Below are 14,868 nucleotides of genomic sequence, written 5' to 3'. Positions count from 1 at the left end.
AGAAGGATGAGAAATGAGTAAGGAAAAAGTCATTTTAGCCTATTCAGGTGGATTGGATACATCAGTTGCTATTACATGGTTAAAAAAAGACTATGATGTGATCGCTGTTTGTATGGATGTGGGTGAAGGAAAAGATTTGGAGTTCATCCATGATAAAGCTCTCAAGGTTGGGGCTGTTGAGTCTTATGTCATTGATGTTAAGGAAGAATTTGCTAATGACTATGTTTTAGTGGCCCTTCAAGCTCATGCCTACTATGAACAAAAGTACCCCTTGGTATCTGCTCTGAGTCGCCCTCTTATTTCAAAAAAACTCGTTGAAATAGCTCATCAGACGGGGGCAACCACAATTGCCCATGGTTGTACAGGCAAGGGAAACGACCAAGTTCGGTTTGAAGTCTCTATTGCAGCTTTGGATCCCAATCTAAAGGTAGTTGCGCCTGTTCGTGAGTGGAAATGGTCTCGTGAAGAAGAAATCCAATATGCCAAAGAAAACGGCGTCCCAGTTCCTGCCGATCTTGACAATCCTTACTCTGTCGATCAAAATCTTTGGGGACGTGCAAATGAATGTGGTGTTTTGGAAAACCCTTGGAACCAAGCACCAGAAGAAGCATTTGGAATCACGTCTTCGCCAGAAGAGGCACCAGACAGTCCAGAATTTATTGACATTGAGTTTAGCTGCGGGGTGCCCATCTCCCTCAATGGTGAGAAGATGAAAGTGTCGGCTTTGATTCAAAAGCTCAATGAAATTGCAGGCAAACACGGTGTTGGTCGTATTGACCATGTGGAAAATCGCCTAGTCGGTATTAAGTCAAGAGAGATTTATGAGTGCCCAGGTGCTGTGACTCTATTGGCAGCTCATAAGGAGATTGAAGACTTGACTCTTGTGAGAGAAGTGGCTCATTTCAAACTCATTATCGAAAATGAGTTGTCCAATCTCATCTATAATGCCTTGTGGTTTAGCCCAGCAACTCAGGCTTTGATTGCCTATATTAAGGAGACACAGAAAGTTGTCAATGGAACTGCAAAAGTTAAACTTTATAAGGGGAATGCTCAGGTAGTGGCTCGGAAATCCCCAAATTCTCTTTACGATGAAAATTTGGCGACTTATACCAGTGCGGATACTTTTGACCAAGATGCGGCTGTTGGATTTATCAAGCTTTGGGGGCTTCCGACTAAGGTTTATTCAGAAGTTCAGAAAAATGTTGAGTAGTGACGCGATAGAAAGGGACGACAGGATATGTCGAAAAATACAAAATTATGGGGTGGTCGATTTGAAGGCACTGTGGAAGAGTGGGTAGAACAGTTCGGTGCAAGTATTTCCTTTGACCACCAGCTGGCAAAATTTGATTTGATGGGTTCCTTAGCTCATGTTCAAATGCTAGGACAGACTGGCATTTTAAGCTTGGAAGAGGCAGAGCAGATCCAAGATGGTCTGAAAGCTTTGTTGCGAGATTTAGAGGCAGGAGAGCTTCATTTTGATATTGCAAATGAAGATATTCATATGAATATGGAAGTGTTGCTGACAGAGAAAATCGGTCCTCTGGCTGGGAAATTACACACGGCTCGTTCTCGGAATGACCAAGTCGCAACGGATATGCACTTATATCTAAAGGAGCAACTTGGGCATGTCTTGGATAAGTTGGCAAATCTGAACAGTGTTTTGCTGGATTTGGCTGAAAAACATGTGGAAACCATCATGCCAGGCTATACCCATTTACAGCACGCCCAACCGATTAGTTTTGCCCACCATCTCATGGCTTATTATAATATGTTCCAAAGGGACAGCGAACGATTCGCATTTAACCTAAAACATACGGACCTATCTCCACTGGGTGCGGCTGCCTTGGCGGGGACAACTTTTCCAATCGATCGTCAATTATCGAGTGATTTACTGGGTTTCCAACAACCCTATACCAATTCCTTGGACGCAGTGAGTGACCGTGATTTTATCTTAGAATTTCTGTCAAATGCCAGCATGTTGATGATGCATATGAGTCGTTTTTGTGAGGAAATCATCAATTGGTGCAGTTTTGAGTATCAGTACATTAGCTTGTCTGATAGCTTTTCAACGGGTTCGTCTATCATGCCCCAGAAGAAAAATCCTGATATGGCCGAATTGATTCGAGGGAAGGCAGGACGAGTTTACGGGCACTTACTGGGGCTATTGACTGTCATGAAGTCTTTGCCTCTGGCCTATAATAAGGATTTGCAAGAGGACAAGGAAGGCCTGTTTGATACAGTAGAAACGATTTTAAATTCTCTGGATGTGTTGGCAGGTATGCTATTGAGCATGCAGGTTAATAAGCCCAAAATGCAGCAATCCACAGAGAATGATTTTTCGAATGCGACCGAACTGGCAGATTATTTGGCAGAAAAAGGCCTCCCCTTTAGAGAAGCGCATGAAATAGTAGGGAAATTGGTTCTAGACTCTATCAAGAATGGTAAAAATATCCAAGATTGGGATTTGGAGGAGTTGCAAGTCTACCATCCCTTGATTGAAGAGGATATTTATATCTACTTGCGCCCAGAAACCGCTGTTCAGAGACGGAATTCCTTAGGAGGAACCGGCTTTGAGCAAGTGAAATGCCAGATAGAACAAGCGAAGAAAGAACTTAAAGGGGAAAATTGATTCGTTTGCAAAGTAAGGAAGAGAGGTTGAGATGATTTATCAGCCTCTTTCTTGTCTTCTCCAACCAAGCGTGTTATAATGAATACTGCTCAAGCGACCTTCAATCGTTAAGCACACACGACCTTCAATCGTGAACTAGTCATTTCGTTTATCTTTTATTACGTCGTTAACTCGAAATGAGATGCAAGCTGAGCTTGTCTGATTTATAACCTCAATCAAGTCTCCCAGACTGATTGAGCGAACTCAAGTTATGCCTGCGACTCGTTGCCTAGTACTAAAAGCAAACGAAATGCCTATACTCAAAGAAATTCTATTGAAAGTCATAGTAAATAGAATGTTGAGGGGTATAAATAAACGAATAGATGGGAGACTTACCATGAGTGATAACTCTAAAACACGTGTTGTCGTGGGGATGAGTGGTGGTGTTGATTCTTCTGTGACTGCTCTTCTTCTCAAGGAGCAGGGCTACGATGTGATCGGTATCTTCATGAAGAACTGGGATGACACAGATGAAAACGGCGTCTGTACGGCGACCGAAGATTACAAGGATGTGGCTGCGGTGGCAGACCAGATTGGCATTCCTTATTACTCTGTCAACTTTGAAAAAGAGTACTGGGACCGCGTCTTTGAGTATTTCCTAGCGGAATACCGAGCAGGGCGCACGCCAAATCCAGACGTTATGTGCAACAAGGAAATCAAGTTCAAGGCCTTTTTGGACTATGCTATGACCTTGGGAGCAGACTATGTAGCGACTGGGCACTATGCCCGAGTGGCGCGTGATGAGGACGGGACAGTTCACATGCTTCGTGGTGTGGACAATGGCAAGGATCAGACCTATTTCCTCAGCCAGCTTTCGCAAGAACAGCTCCAGAAAACCATGTTCCCATTGGGACATTTGGAAAAGCCTGAAGTTCGCAGACTCGCAGAAGAAGCAGGCCTTGCGACTGCCAAGAAGAAAGATTCGACAGGGATTTGCTTTATCGGAGAAAAGAACTTTAAAAACTTCCTCAGTAACTACCTGCCAGCTCAGCCTGGTCGCATGATGACTGTGGATGGTCGCGATATGGGTGAGCATGCAGGCCTCATGTATTATACCATCGGTCAGCGTGGCGGCCTCGGTATCGGTGGACAAAACGGAGGGGACAATGCCCCTTGGTTCGTTGTCGGAAAAGACCTGAGCAAAAATATCCTCTATGTCGGCCAAGGTTTCTACCATGACTCGCTCATGTCAACAAGCCTAGAAGCCAGTCAAGTCCACTTTACTCGTGACATGCCAGAGGAATTTACGCTCGAATGCACAGCCAAATTCCGCTACCGTCAGCCTGATTCTAAAGTGACAGTACATGTCAAAGGAGACAAGGCAGAGGTCATCTTTGCGGAACCGCAACGCGCCATCACACCAGGACAGGCAGTTGTCTTTTACGATGGTGAAGAGTGTCTAGGTGGCGGTTTGATTGACAATGCCTACCGCGATGGACAAGTTTGTCAGTACATTTAGATTGACAAATTTTCTTAATTTGCTACAATAATAAAAGCAATAGAAATGATGGTCAAAGCTCATGGATGTTGCAGGCTTTTTTGTCCTGCACTCCTTACGAGTTTTGACTGTTTTTGTGTCGTTTAAGGGAAAGGACAAAAATGACTCAGCAAGACTTTCGGACAAAAGTGGGAAATACGGTTTTTGGGGTTCGGGCGACAGCCTTGATTCTCCAAAATGGCAAGCTCTTAGTCACCAAAGATAAGGGCAAGTATTATACTATTGGCGGTGCGATTCACGTCAATGAAAGAACGGAAGACGCAGTAGTTCGTGAAGTGAGGGAAGAATTAGGTATCCGAGCTCAAGCTGGACACCTAGCTTTTGTGGTTGAAAATCGTTTTGAACAAGACGGTGTTTCCTATCACAACATCGAGTTTCATTACCGGGTGAATTTGCTTGAAGAAGCTCCATTGACCATGCAGGAAGACGAAAAAATGCAGCCTTGTGAGTGGATTGACTTGGATGAACTCCAAAATATCCAGCTAGTTCCAGCCTTTTTAAAAACAGCCCTACCAGATTGGGACGGCCCACTAAGACACATTCATCTTGAGGAATAGGAGAGAAAATGATGGTTAAGCTTATTGCCCATGTACTTATTCATAGTGGTGGTGATTATTTGCTCATTCAGCGTTCGGAAATTAAAAGAGGAGAACCCAACGTTTATCCAACTTACTGGGATATTCCTGGTGGCGGGGTTGAAAAGGGTGAACTTCCGCGAGCTGGTGCTCTTAGAGAATGCATTGAAGAAGCGGGAGTTAGGCTAGATAGCAGTTCGCTCAAACTTCTTCACGAAGATAGTCAACTGGATACCTCTAAGGATACGGTTTTTACTCGCTTAGTTTATAAAGCAGAGTGGGTTGGGGAGAAGCCAATTATCAGATTAGATCCTGAAGAGCATACACACTTTAAATGGGTTACTATGGATCAAGCTCTAGAGGAGGAGAAGTTAGTTCCTTATTTGCGAGAAATTTTTGAAAGGTTAAGAAATGACTTATAATTTTACGGAAGAATACGATATTATTGTAATCGGTGCGGGGCACGCGGGGGTAGAAGCATCCCTAGCAGCTAGCCGTATGGGTTGTAAGGTCTTGCTTGCGACTATCAACATTGAAATGCTGGCTTTCATGCCTTGTAACCCTTCTATCGGTGGTTCTGCCAAGGGGATTGTCGTGCGTGAAGTGGACGCCCTTGGTGGTGAAATGGCCAAGAATATTGACAAGACTTACATCCAGATGAAGATGCTCAACACTGGGAAAGGTCCAGCTGTGCGTGCCCTTCGTGCGCAAGCTGACAAGGAGCTTTACTCTAAGGAAATGCGCAAGACAGTTGAAAATCAAGAAAATTTAACCCTTCGTCAAACCATGATTGATGAGATTTTGGTGGAAGATGGCAAGGTTGTCGGTGTGCGTACAGCCACCCATCAAGAGTATGCTGCCAAGGCTGTTATTGTGACCACAGGGACTGCCCTCCGTGGGGAAATTATCATTGGAGACCTCAAGTACTCGTCTGGCCCTAACCACAGTCTGGCTTCGATTAACCTTGCTGACAACCTCAAGGAATTGGGCCTCGAAATCGGTCGTTTCAAGACAGGAACCCCTCCACGCGTCAAGGCTTCCTCTATCAACTACGATGTGACAGAGATTCAGCCAGGAGATGAAGCGCCTAATCACTTCTCATACACTTCACGTGATGAGGACTATGTCAAGAACCAAGTGCCTTGTTGGTTGACCTATACCAACGGCACCAGCCATGAGATTATCCAAAACAACCTCCACCGTGCACCTATGTTTACAGGTGTGGTCAAGGGAGTGGGGCCTCGTTACTGTCCGTCGATTGAGGACAAGATCGTGCGCTTTGCGGACAAGGAACGTCACCAACTCTTCCTTGAGCCGGAAGGGCGCAATACAGAGGAAGTCTATGTTCAAGGGCTTTCAACCAGTCTGCCTGAGGATGTACAGCGCGAGCTGGTTCATTCCATTAAAGGTCTGGAAAATGCTGAGATGATGCGGACAGGATATGCTATTGAGTACGACATGGTTCTTCCTCATCAACTCCGTGCGACACTGGAAACCAAGAAAATCTCAGGTCTGTTCACTGCTGGTCAGACCAATGGAACGTCAGGTTACGAAGAAGCTGCTGGTCAAGGGATTATCGCTGGTATCAATGCGGCTCTAAAAATCCAAGGCAAGCCTGAGTTGATCTTGAAGCGGAGCGACGGTTACATCGGGGTCATGATTGATGACTTGGTGACCAAGGGAACTATTGAACCCTATCGTCTCTTGACCAGTCGTGCAGAATACCGTCTCATCCTCCGTCATGACAATGCTGATATGCGTTTGACTGAGATGGGACGCGAGATTGGACTTGTGGATGATGAACGCTGGGCTCGCTTTGAAATCAAGAAAAATCAATTTGACAATGAGATGAAGCGTTTAGACAGTATCAAACTCAAGCCAGTCAAGGAAACCAATGCCAAGGTTGAGGAAATGGGCTTCAAGCCGTTGACAGATGCGGTGACAGCCAAAGAATTCCTTCGCCGTCCAGAAGTGACCTACCAGGATGTGGTGGCCTTCATCGAGCCAGCTGCAGAGGAGCTGGATGACAAGATTATCGAATTGATTGAAACAGAAATCAAGTACGAAGGCTATATTTCCAAAGCTATGGATCAGGTTGCCAAGATGAAACGCATGGAAGAAAAACGAATTCCAGCCAATATTGACTGGGATGATATTGATTCTATCGCGACTGAGGCTCGTCAGAAATTCAAACTCATTAACCCAGAAACGATTGGTCAAGCCAGTCGGATCTCTGGGGTAAACCCAGCAGATATTTCTATTTTGATGGTGTATCTTGAAGGTAAAAATCGTAGTATTTCTAAAAATCAAGAAAAGAAGGGACTCTAGTATTAGGTGTGCCGGCCTGTTAGAAGAGAAAGGCACAAAGCTAATTTTATACTCTTCGAAAATCTCTTCAAACCACGTCAGCTTCACCTTGCCGTACTCAAGTACTGCCTACGGCTAGCTTCCTAGTTTGCTCTTTGATTTTCATTGAGTATTAGAGGTTCTGAAATGACTAAATATGGTTAATCATTAGTATTCTCACCTGGCGGATGAAAGGGTCGCCCTGATTTTGGCTATAATTAAATCTGCTCATTGTAAAAAGCTGACAGGACAAGAATGAAATAAACGCTTCGAATCATTTCGAGGCGTTTTTGGCAGTTTGTTACTTGTGTTTCAAAAACGGGTATCCCATGAACTTTTGTGCAGTCTTCCCTCTCTGTCAAAAAAAATTTCAAAAAAACAAGATGTAGCTGTTGACATTACACCAAAAGCGAGTATAATGGTTAATGTAAATAAAAATATTACAACAAAATAAGGAAACAGAGGTAAGAACAATGGCAAACATTACAATTTTTGGACAAGGGAACATGGGGCAAGCAATCGCAAGTGTCTTCACAGCTGGTGGGCATACCGTTGACTTTGTTGGTCATGATGGTGCTAGCAAGGATCTAGGCGAAGTAGTGGTTCTTGCAGTTCCTTATGGGGCAGTCGCAGGGATCATCGACAGCAACAAAGAAGCTCTTGCGGGCAAGATTTTGGTAGATATTTCAAATCCCGTTGACTTTAATACCATGGACAGTCTCGTAACTCCAGTTGGTTCATCTGCAGCAGAGGAAATTGCTAAACGGATTCCAGAAGCGCGTGTAGTCAAAGGATTTAACACTACCTTTGCCGCAACATTAGCGACTCAAAAGGTGGCCGGACAAGAAACCACAACTGTGCAACTGGCATCAGATGATGAGGGAGCTAAAACGACTTTGGCAGCTTACATCAAAGACGCTGGCTTGAATGTTATTGATGCGGGAAGCCTTAAACGTTCTCGTGAATTGGAAGCTATGGGCTTCTTGCAAATCACTCTAGCTGTCCGTGAAGAAATCAGCTGGATGGGTGGCTTTGCAGTCTTGAACTAAGAACAGAAGATAGAAAAATCCTGGCTCAGTCAACTGAGCTAGGATTTTTTAGTCTTCGTCTGGTGTGAGGATCATTGGGATAATGATGGGTTCACGTTCAGTATTTTCATATAAGAATGGTCGAATGGCGTTGACGATGGCACCATTGACAGATTGCACGCTAGCATCCTTGTTCTTCAGCGCGATACGAATAGCATTGAAGAGGATGCGCTGGCTTTGACGAATCAAGTCTCCAGATTCTCTCATGTAGACAAAGCCTCGACTGAGGATATCTGGACCAGACAAGATCATTTTAGACTTGAAGTCAACAGTTGCGACTGCTAGAACGACACCATCTTCAGATAGATCTCTACGGTCTTTGAGGACAGCCGCACCGATTTCACCGATACGATTTCCATCAACATAGATGTCTTGGGCATTGAAATGACCTGCGATACGAGCAGAGTCTGCAGTAAGGGCAAGCACATCGCCATTGCTCATGATAAAGATATTATCCTTCTCGACACCAGTATCCACCGCTAGTCCAGCGTGGACTTTCTGCATACGATATTCACCATGGACAGGCATGAAGTATTTTGGCTTAATCAAGCGGAGCATGAGTTTTTGCTCTTGCTGCCCACCGTGTCCAGAGGTGTGGATATTGTTAATCTTTCCGTGAATGACTTCGACACCAGCTTCTGAGATAATGTTAATCAACTTGTTGACGCTAGTGGTATTTCCAGGGATTGGACTTGAAGAGAAGATAACGGTATCGCCGGGTTGGAGTTGTACCTGACGGTGGGTTCCGTTAGCGATACGAGAGAGGGCTGCCATCGGCTCGCCCTGACTACCTGTACAGAGGATAAGAACCTCGCCTGCAGGGTAGTCTTTGATTTCATTTGGCTCGATAAAGGTTCCCTTAGGAGCTTTGATGTAGCCAAGCTCGATTCCGTTGACAATGGCTTTTTCCATAGAACGACCAAAGACCGCAATCTTGCGTCCAGTCTTCACAGCCGCATCCGTCGCTTGTTGGAGACGGAAGATATTTGAGGCAAAGGATGCAAAGATGATGCGTCCCTCGATGCCTTGGATAATCTTCATGATGGACTGACCAACAACTTTTTCAGAATTGGTAAAGGTTGGCACTTCTGCATTTGTCGAGTCAGAGAGGAGACAGAGCACGCCTTCTTCACCAAGGGCAGCCATACGGTGCAAGTCTGCAGGTTCCCCAACTGGAGTAAAGTCGAACTTGAAGTCTCCCGTACAGACGATTTTTCCTTGAGGGGTATGAATGACAATTCCCAAAGGCTCTGGAATAGAGTGAGTGGTTCTAAAGAAAGTTGCTTTGAGATTTTTAAAGGTCAACTCAGTGTTGTGGTTGATTTCGTAAAGTTTAGCGTTACGCAGGAGACCGTGTTCTTCGAGTTTTCCACGGATCAAAGCTAAGGCAAGTGGTCCGGCGTAGATAGGGACATTTGCTTGCTTGAGCAGGAAAGGAATTCCACCAATGTGGTCCTCGTGTCCGTGTGTGATCAGGACGGCCTTGACGCGGTCGATATTATCCACGATGTATGAGTAATCAGGAATGACGTAGTCGATACCCAGCAAGTCATCTTCTGGGAATTTAATCCCAGCATCGACGATGATAATTTCGTCTTGGTATTCAATTCCGTATGTGTTTTTCCCGATTTCTCCCAGACCACCGATGGCAAAAACGCCGACTTCTTCAGGTTTAAGAGTGTAGACCATATTAGAACTCCGTAATCTCGAAAGCGCCAGTTTCTTTTTCGTAATCTAGCAATTTGTCAGACAAGAGTTCGATATACTCGATGTTGTACTCTGGGCGGTTTTCTTCGACAAGTTGGCGAGCAGCGATACGGCCCTCAAGTTCTGAGCTGGCATCGATGTCTAGGTAAAGTGAGCGTGTTGTTTCACGACGTGGGCTACGTTCTTTTGTTTCTTGATAAAAAACTTTGTAAATCATGGATTTCCTTTCTGTTCTATGGTCAGGCTATTGAACATGGCAGCCATAGGTGGTTTTTCTATGAAATTCTGTGTAATAGATTGACCGTGATTTCGTTACAGTTATTTCAATTATACCATAAAATGAACAATTAGTAAAAGTCGGAAATGAGAAAGTCGTGAGGGAAAGAAGGAGCAAAAAGACAGGTAGGATTTGGTCGGAGAGCGGTTAGGTGTTATAATGGAAAGAGAAAGGGAAGTTGGAATATTTCCTATAGTTTTTAAAATAAGGAGGATTAAGAATGTTTAGTTTGTTTGAATTTGCGATAGGTGTTCGCCTCTTGATGTTTGTAGTCTTTGTAGCTTGTGTCTATGGGGGAAATGCTCTGTTTGTGCATCTGGAACACCGCAAAACAAAGTTCCTTTGGAAGCTTGCTTTTGTGACGCTCTATTCAATTTTTCTCCTCCTTGTCACCTATGTTGTATGGCTCGTTTTTTACTTTGGTTTAAATGCCTAAAGTCAATTATTCATCTAAATATACAGAAAATCCACCTCGTCTTGATAGACGAGATGGACTTTTTCTGTTTTTAGATGATATCCTTATTTTTACGTTGCTGATTTCTCTCATCAAAAATAGAGTTAAAACATAAAAATAAAACAATGCAAACAGGTAAATCAACTGGTAACGGGATAGTGGTAATTTTTAAATCATTAAGAATGCTGAGTAAACTATAAGAGAAGAAGAGAATAAAATTTACTCTTCTAAAAATGTGTTTTTTATCTAGCATAACACTTATCCAAATTTCTTGCGGAGATCTTTCCCAATGGTGTAAGCTGCCATAAATAAAGCTATTCCAGCACCTAACCCAAAACCACCGTTAATTTCTTGCAACTCTTCATTAGAAATTGCGCGATACTTGTCCAAATCTTTGATCATACTAACCTCCTAAAAAATAACCAGCAGCCAAACCAGAACCTACAAGTGCTGTTCCACCTGCAATAGCTTTCCAAGATACTGCTACTCCAAAGATAACTAAGGGAGCGATACCGCCATCAATATCTGATAATTCGTTTTCAGATAAGGATAAAAATTGATTGTCAAGAACGTCAAAATTTGTCATTGAACTTTCCTCCTTTTTTCTTGTTCACCTTTATATTCGGAAAAGAAAAGGAAAAGTGAACATTTTTTTAAATTATTTTTAGTTAGGTGAGGGCACTATTGTTTGGGGATAAAGAAAATTCCCATGTGCTGTCTTTTGTAGTATAATAGTAAACAGACAAAAAGATAGGAATGTGTTATGAAAGTATTAGCTTTTGATACGTCCAGCAAGGCTCTGTCTCTCGCTATTTTAGAGGACAAGCAGGTCCTTGCCGAGACCATGATCAATATCAAGAAAAATCACAGTATTACCCTCATGCCTGCCATTGATTTTTTGATGGCAAGTTTGGATTGGACACCCAAGGATTTGGATCGAATCGTGGTGGCAGAGGGGCCGGGTAGCTACACAGGCTTGCGAATCGCGGTAGCAACTGCCAAGACCTTGGCTCATACCCTGAACATCGAGTTGGTTGGGATGTCGAGTCTATTGGCTCTGGTGCCGCGCCAAAAAGAAGGCTTGATTGTACCCTTGATGGATGCGCGTCGCAACAATGTTTATGCAGGATTTTATGAAAATGCCAAACCTGTCATGCCAGAAGCACACCTGTCTTTTGAAGAGGTGTTAGAAAAGGTCAAGGGTGCTAGTCAGGTAGCCTTTGTCGGAGAAGTTGGCCCCTTTGTGGAGCAGATCCAAGAACAGCTACCACAAGCTAGCTACCAAGAAACCTTACCAAATGCAGCTAATCTTGCTCTTTGGGCCTGGGACAAGGAAGCAGACTCCTTGCATGACTTTGTGCCGAATTACCTCAAACGTGTTGAGGCAGAGGAAAACTGGCTTAAGAACCACACCGAGTCTGGCGAGTCCTACATTAAACGCCTATGATAGAAATCAAAAGAATCCAAAGACAGCCTGACCTGGCTCAATCTATCTATGCTGTCATGGCAGCTGTTTACTCAGTAAGTCCGTGGACGCTGGAACAAATCCAAGCGGACCTGTCCCAAAACCAAACTTGGTATGCTGTGGCTTTGGACGGGGCAGAAGTGATTGGCTTTCTAGCCGTACAGGAGAATCTATTTGAGGCAGAAGTCTTGCAAATCGCTGTCAAAGGAGCCTATCAGGGACAGGGAATAGCGTCAGTCTTGTTTGCTCAGTTACCGACAGATAAGGATATTTTCCTAGAAGTCAGAAAGTCAAACCAACGAGCGCAAGCATTTTACAAGAAAGAAAAGATGGCGGTCATTGCTGAGCGAAAGTCCTACTATCATGACCCAGTCGAGGACGCCATCATCATGAAGAGAGAAATAGATGAAGGATAGATATATTTTAGCATTTGAGACATCCTGTGATGAGACCAGTGTCGCCGTACTGAAAAACGACGATGAGCTCTTGTCCAATGTCATTGCGAGTCAAATTGAGAGTCACAAACGTTTTGGAGGCGTAGTGCCAGAAGTGGCCAGTCGTCACCATGTCGAGGTTATTACAGCCTGCATCGAGGAAGCGCTAGCAGAAGCAGGGATTACCGAAGAGGATGTAACAGCTGTTGCGGTCACCTACGGACCAGGCTTGGTCGGAGCACTGCTAGTTGGGCTATCAGCTGCCAAGGCCTTTGCTTGGGCTCATGGACTTCCGCTGATCCCCGTGAATCACATGGCGGGCCACCTCATGGCAGCTCAGAGCGTAGAGCCTTTGGAGTTTCCCTTGCTAGCCCTCTTGGTCAGCGGTGGGCACACGGAGTTGGTCTATGTTTCTGAGGCTGGGGATTATAAGATTGTTGGAGAAACGCGGGATGATGCGGTTGGTGAGGCCTATGATAAGGTCGGCCGCGTCATGGGCTTGACCTATCCAGCAGGTCGCGAGATTGATGAGCTGGCTCATCAGGGACAGGATATTTATGATTTCCCTCGTGCCATGATTAAGGAGGACAATTTGGAGTTTTCATTCTCAGGTTTGAAATCTGCCTTTATCAATCTTCACCACAATGCCGAGCAAAAGGGAGAAAGCTTGTCCAAGGAAGACCTGTCAGCATCTTTCCAAGCAGCTGTCATGGATATTCTCATGGCAAAAACCAAGAAGGCTTTAGAAAAATACCCTGTTAAAACCCTTGTTGTCGCAGGTGGTGTGGCGGCCAATAAAGGTCTTAGAGAACGCCTAGCAGCCGAAATCACAGATGCCAAAGTCATCATCCCACCCCTACGCCTTTGCGGAGACAATGCAGGTATGATTGCCTATGCCAGCGTCAGCGAGTGGAATAAAGAAAACTTTGCAGACTTGGACCTCAACGCCAAGCCGAGTCTCGCCTTTGATACCATAGAATAAAGAGTCAGCTTTGAGCTAGCTTTTTTGCTAAAATATTTTATAATATGCTAAAAAAGTAAAAGTTTTTACGAATAGAATAGTAAAGGGAGTTTGGCCATGATTGAAAAGATGGAATTGGGAGAATTTTACAAGGAATTACGCTTGGCGAGGAAACTCAAGCAGTCAGATGTGGCTTGTGAGGGTCTAACAGCTTCTCAGTTATCCAAGTTTGAACTGGGGCAGTCTATGTTGTCTGCGGATAAACTGATTCTAGCTATCCAAGGGATAAATGTAACCTTCGACGAGTTTGGACACAAGCTTAACAATTATCAAGAATCCCCACATATGCGATTTGGACGAAAAGTTGTAGATCGCTTTGCCCATCAAGATATGGCTGGCTTAGAGCAACTATTAGAGGAAGTCGAGCAAGAACAGATGGCACAGACTTATCGTCGTTTGAACGCTATTGTGATTAAAAACGCTATCCATTCTCTGGATAAAAACTATCCGCTAGAAGAGGAGGATAGCGAGTTTTTGACTAGCTACCTCTATGCTATCGAGTCTTGGACCTGGTTTGAACTCTATCTTTTTTGCAATACCATGCCCTTCTTGAGCAACCAAGACCTGATTTTTTTATCCACCTCTTTACTTGAAAAATCCAAGGAATTTAAAGAATTGGCACACAATAGACTGTATATGAAAAGCGGTTATCTTAATATCATCTCTGAGCTCATGGAGCGCAAACTTTTCTCCTACATCCCAATCTTTGAAGCTGAGTTGGAGAGCATGCTCCGACCATACGATGTTTTTGAGAGATTATTGTGGCAATTTTTAAAGAAATTGAATGTTTTCCTTCAAACCAAGGGAAGCAATCAAAAAGAGATTGAACACTTTATCCAATCTCTGCAAGTATTGGAAAATCCTCAATTAACAGCCCTTTTTGAACTACGCTTACAGCAATACGAAGAACTTATCGATTAGCTAAAGATGGGAAATGATAATAATATCAGCAACGATTGTCAATAATGCTATGATTTGTTTCTTCATTTCATGTCCTCCTACATAATTGTAACTATATTATATCAGTGAAATAATCAAATCAATCAAAATCGCAAATGTGAAAATTCTATAAGAAAAAATATCAAATATGCGATTTTTTAAAATAAGCCAATTTCCGTGTTATACTGTCCTTGTAAAACATTTGAAGCAAATCCTAGGTCGCAGAAGTGGTTTATAAAAAATAATTGAAGGAGTGTAGAACATGTTGAATTTACAATTTGCAGAAACGATGGAACTAACAGAAGCTGAGTTGCAAGATGTTAGAGGAGGCAACACTGTGGTTAACCCAGGCGGTGGAATTGGAGTAGGCTGGGGAGGCCTAGGAACACCTTGGTC

Annotated in this window: 18 protein-coding genes; 13 read left to right on the top strand and 5 right to left on the bottom strand. The window is 43.8% G+C overall.

Annotated elements, in window-relative coordinates; translation table 11 throughout:
* Positions 1-13: 13 nt before the first annotated feature.
* The 7 genes from SORDD16_RS01910 (at position 14) to SORDD16_RS01875 (ending at position 8,136) form a co-directional block, all read left to right on the top strand.
* A complete protein-coding gene (locus tag SORDD16_RS01910; protein WP_061452148.1) occupies positions 14-1,210 on the top strand; it encodes an argininosuccinate synthase in 1,197 nt (398 codons plus the stop codon).
* A 27-nt stretch (positions 1,211-1,237) separates the two neighbouring features.
* Positions 1,238-2,629 carry an argininosuccinate lyase gene (gene argH, locus SORDD16_RS01905; RefSeq protein ID WP_061452147.1) on the top strand — a complete coding sequence of 464 codons (1,392 nt, stop codon included), beginning with the start codon at positions 1,238-1,240 and terminating at the stop codon, positions 2,627-2,629.
* A gap of 376 nt (positions 2,630-3,005) precedes the next feature.
* The gene (gene mnmA, locus SORDD16_RS01900; RefSeq protein ID WP_061452146.1) at positions 3,006-4,127 is read left to right on the top strand and encodes a tRNA 2-thiouridine(34) synthase MnmA; all 1,122 of its coding nucleotides are present in this window, start codon (positions 3,006-3,008) and stop codon (positions 4,125-4,127) included.
* 140 nt (positions 4,128-4,267) lie between these two features.
* Complete coding sequence (locus SORDD16_RS01895; protein WP_061452145.1) at positions 4,268-4,723, top strand: NUDIX hydrolase; 456 nt, start codon at positions 4,268-4,270, stop codon at positions 4,721-4,723.
* 8 nt (positions 4,724-4,731) lie between these two features.
* Positions 4,732-5,163 (top strand): NUDIX hydrolase, encoded by a 432-nt coding sequence (locus SORDD16_RS01890; RefSeq protein ID WP_061452144.1) that lies wholly within the window; start codon positions 4,732-4,734, stop codon positions 5,161-5,163.
* Positions 5,153-7,069: a tRNA uridine-5-carboxymethylaminomethyl(34) synthesis enzyme MnmG gene (gene mnmG / locus SORDD16_RS01885; protein ID WP_061452143.1), complete on the top strand. Its 1,917-nt coding sequence runs from the start codon at positions 5,153-5,155 to the stop codon at positions 7,067-7,069. The genes SORDD16_RS01890 and mnmG overlap by 11 nt, the downstream gene beginning before the upstream one ends.
* 491 nt (positions 7,070-7,560) lie before the next feature.
* The gene (locus SORDD16_RS01875) at positions 7,561-8,136 is read left to right on the top strand and encodes an NADPH-dependent F420 reductase (protein WP_061452142.1); all 576 of its coding nucleotides are present in this window, start codon (positions 7,561-7,563) and stop codon (positions 8,134-8,136) included.
* A 48-nt stretch (positions 8,137-8,184) separates the two neighbouring features.
* Here SORDD16_RS01875 and rnjA read toward each other — a convergent pair whose 3' ends face one another.
* On the bottom strand, positions 8,185-9,864 hold the full coding sequence (gene rnjA, locus SORDD16_RS01870; protein WP_061452141.1) for a ribonuclease J1: 1,680 nt from the start codon (positions 9,862-9,864) through the stop codon (positions 8,185-8,187).
* Position 9,865: 1 nt separating this feature from the next.
* Positions 9,866-10,099 (bottom strand): DNA-dependent RNA polymerase subunit epsilon, encoded by a 234-nt coding sequence (locus SORDD16_RS01865; RefSeq protein ID WP_000639587.1) that lies wholly within the window; start codon positions 10,097-10,099, stop codon positions 9,866-9,868.
* A gap of 280 nt (positions 10,100-10,379) precedes the next feature.
* Between SORDD16_RS01865 and SORDD16_RS01860 the strand changes: the two genes are divergently transcribed.
* A complete protein-coding gene (locus SORDD16_RS01860; protein ID WP_061452140.1) occupies positions 10,380-10,595 on the top strand; it encodes a hypothetical protein in 216 nt (71 codons plus the stop codon).
* Positions 10,596-10,665: 70 nt separating this feature from the next.
* Here SORDD16_RS01860 and SORDD16_RS10490 read toward each other — a convergent pair whose 3' ends face one another.
* Genes SORDD16_RS10490 through cibA form a run of 3 tightly spaced genes read right to left on the bottom strand, consistent with a single transcriptional unit; the run spans position 10,666 to position 11,199 of the window.
* Entirely contained in the window at positions 10,666-10,866 is a 201-nt protein-coding gene (locus SORDD16_RS10490) for a hypothetical protein (RefSeq protein ID WP_081215102.1), read from the bottom strand.
* A gap of 5 nt (positions 10,867-10,871) precedes the next feature.
* On the bottom strand, positions 10,872-11,015 hold the full coding sequence (locus SORDD16_RS01855; RefSeq protein WP_061416193.1) for a class IIb bacteriocin, lactobin A/cerein 7B family: 144 nt from the start codon (positions 11,013-11,015) through the stop codon (positions 10,872-10,874).
* Position 11,016: 1 nt separating this feature from the next.
* Positions 11,017-11,199: a fratricide two-peptide bacteriocin subunit CibA gene (cibA, locus tag SORDD16_RS01850; RefSeq protein ID WP_061416191.1), complete on the bottom strand. Its 183-nt coding sequence runs from the start codon at positions 11,197-11,199 to the stop codon at positions 11,017-11,019.
* Between the two features lie 177 nt (positions 11,200-11,376).
* Here cibA and tsaB point away from each other — a divergent pair, with 177 nt between their 5' ends.
* The 5 genes from tsaB to SORDD16_RS12290 form a co-directional block, all read left to right on the top strand.
* On the top strand, positions 11,377-12,060 hold the full coding sequence (gene tsaB, locus SORDD16_RS01845) for a tRNA (adenosine(37)-N6)-threonylcarbamoyltransferase complex dimerization subunit type 1 TsaB (protein WP_061452139.1): 684 nt from the start codon (positions 11,377-11,379) through the stop codon (positions 12,058-12,060).
* Complete coding sequence (rimI, locus tag SORDD16_RS01840; RefSeq protein ID WP_061452138.1) at positions 12,057-12,494, top strand: ribosomal protein S18-alanine N-acetyltransferase; 438 nt, start codon at positions 12,057-12,059, stop codon at positions 12,492-12,494. Before tsaB ends, rimI begins: the two co-directional genes overlap by 4 nt.
* Positions 12,484-13,494: a tRNA (adenosine(37)-N6)-threonylcarbamoyltransferase complex transferase subunit TsaD gene (gene tsaD, locus SORDD16_RS01835; protein ID WP_061452137.1), complete on the top strand. Its 1,011-nt coding sequence runs from the start codon at positions 12,484-12,486 to the stop codon at positions 13,492-13,494. Before rimI ends, tsaD begins: the two co-directional genes overlap by 11 nt.
* A gap of 96 nt (positions 13,495-13,590) precedes the next feature.
* The gene (locus SORDD16_RS01830) at positions 13,591-14,454 is read left to right on the top strand and encodes an Rgg/GadR/MutR family transcriptional regulator (RefSeq protein ID WP_061452136.1); all 864 of its coding nucleotides are present in this window, start codon (positions 13,591-13,593) and stop codon (positions 14,452-14,454) included.
* A gap of 280 nt (positions 14,455-14,734) precedes the next feature.
* Positions 14,735-14,868: peptide pheromone VP1 (locus SORDD16_RS12290; RefSeq protein ID WP_440862107.1), on the top strand; the 134-nt coding region annotated here is incomplete at its 3' end.

It is taken from the genome of Streptococcus oralis (genome assembly GCF_001578945.1).
Taxonomy (GTDB): domain Bacteria; phylum Bacillota; class Bacilli; order Lactobacillales; family Streptococcaceae; genus Streptococcus; species Streptococcus oralis_Q.
This window is presented reverse-complemented; position numbering and strand designations above follow the sequence as displayed.

Bases quoted from the DNA above. Each gene is read 5' to 3' on its own strand.
- rimI (WP_061452138.1), top strand. From the start codon at position 12,057: ATGATAGAAATCAAAAGAATCCAAAGACAGCCTGACCTGGCTCAATCT.
- SORDD16_RS01910 (WP_061452148.1), top strand. From the start codon at position 14: ATGAGTAAGGAAAAAGTCATTTTAGCCTATTCAGGTGGATTGGATACA.
- SORDD16_RS01860 (WP_061452140.1), top strand. From the start codon at position 10,380: ATGTTTAGTTTGTTTGAATTTGCGATAGGTGTTCGCCTCTTGATGTTT.
- SORDD16_RS01895 (WP_061452145.1), top strand. From the start codon at position 4,268: ATGACTCAGCAAGACTTTCGGACAAAAGTGGGAAATACGGTTTTTGGG.
- SORDD16_RS01855 (WP_061416193.1), bottom strand. From the start codon at position 11,015: ATGATCAAAGATTTGGACAAGTATCGCGCAATTTCTAATGAAGAGTTG.
- cibA (WP_061416191.1), bottom strand. From the start codon at position 11,199: ATGACAAATTTTGACGTTCTTGACAATCAATTTTTATCCTTATCTGAA.
- tsaB (WP_061452139.1), top strand. From the start codon at position 11,377: ATGAAAGTATTAGCTTTTGATACGTCCAGCAAGGCTCTGTCTCTCGCT.
- SORDD16_RS01875 (WP_061452142.1), top strand. From the start codon at position 7,561: ATGGCAAACATTACAATTTTTGGACAAGGGAACATGGGGCAAGCAATC.
- rnjA (WP_061452141.1), bottom strand. From the start codon at position 9,864: ATGGTCTACACTCTTAAACCTGAAGAAGTCGGCGTTTTTGCCATCGGT.
- tsaD (WP_061452137.1), top strand. From the start codon at position 12,484: ATGAAGGATAGATATATTTTAGCATTTGAGACATCCTGTGATGAGACC.
- mnmA (WP_061452146.1), top strand. From the start codon at position 3,006: ATGAGTGATAACTCTAAAACACGTGTTGTCGTGGGGATGAGTGGTGGT.
- SORDD16_RS10490 (WP_081215102.1), bottom strand. From the start codon at position 10,866: ATGCTAGATAAAAAACACATTTTTAGAAGAGTAAATTTTATTCTCTTC.
- mnmG (WP_061452143.1), top strand. From the start codon at position 5,153: ATGACTTATAATTTTACGGAAGAATACGATATTATTGTAATCGGTGCG.
- argH (WP_061452147.1), top strand. From the start codon at position 1,238: ATGTCGAAAAATACAAAATTATGGGGTGGTCGATTTGAAGGCACTGTG.
- SORDD16_RS01830 (WP_061452136.1), top strand. From the start codon at position 13,591: ATGATTGAAAAGATGGAATTGGGAGAATTTTACAAGGAATTACGCTTG.
- SORDD16_RS01865 (WP_000639587.1), bottom strand. From the start codon at position 10,099: ATGATTTACAAAGTTTTTTATCAAGAAACAAAAGAACGTAGCCCACGT.
- SORDD16_RS01890 (WP_061452144.1), top strand. From the start codon at position 4,732: ATGATGGTTAAGCTTATTGCCCATGTACTTATTCATAGTGGTGGTGAT.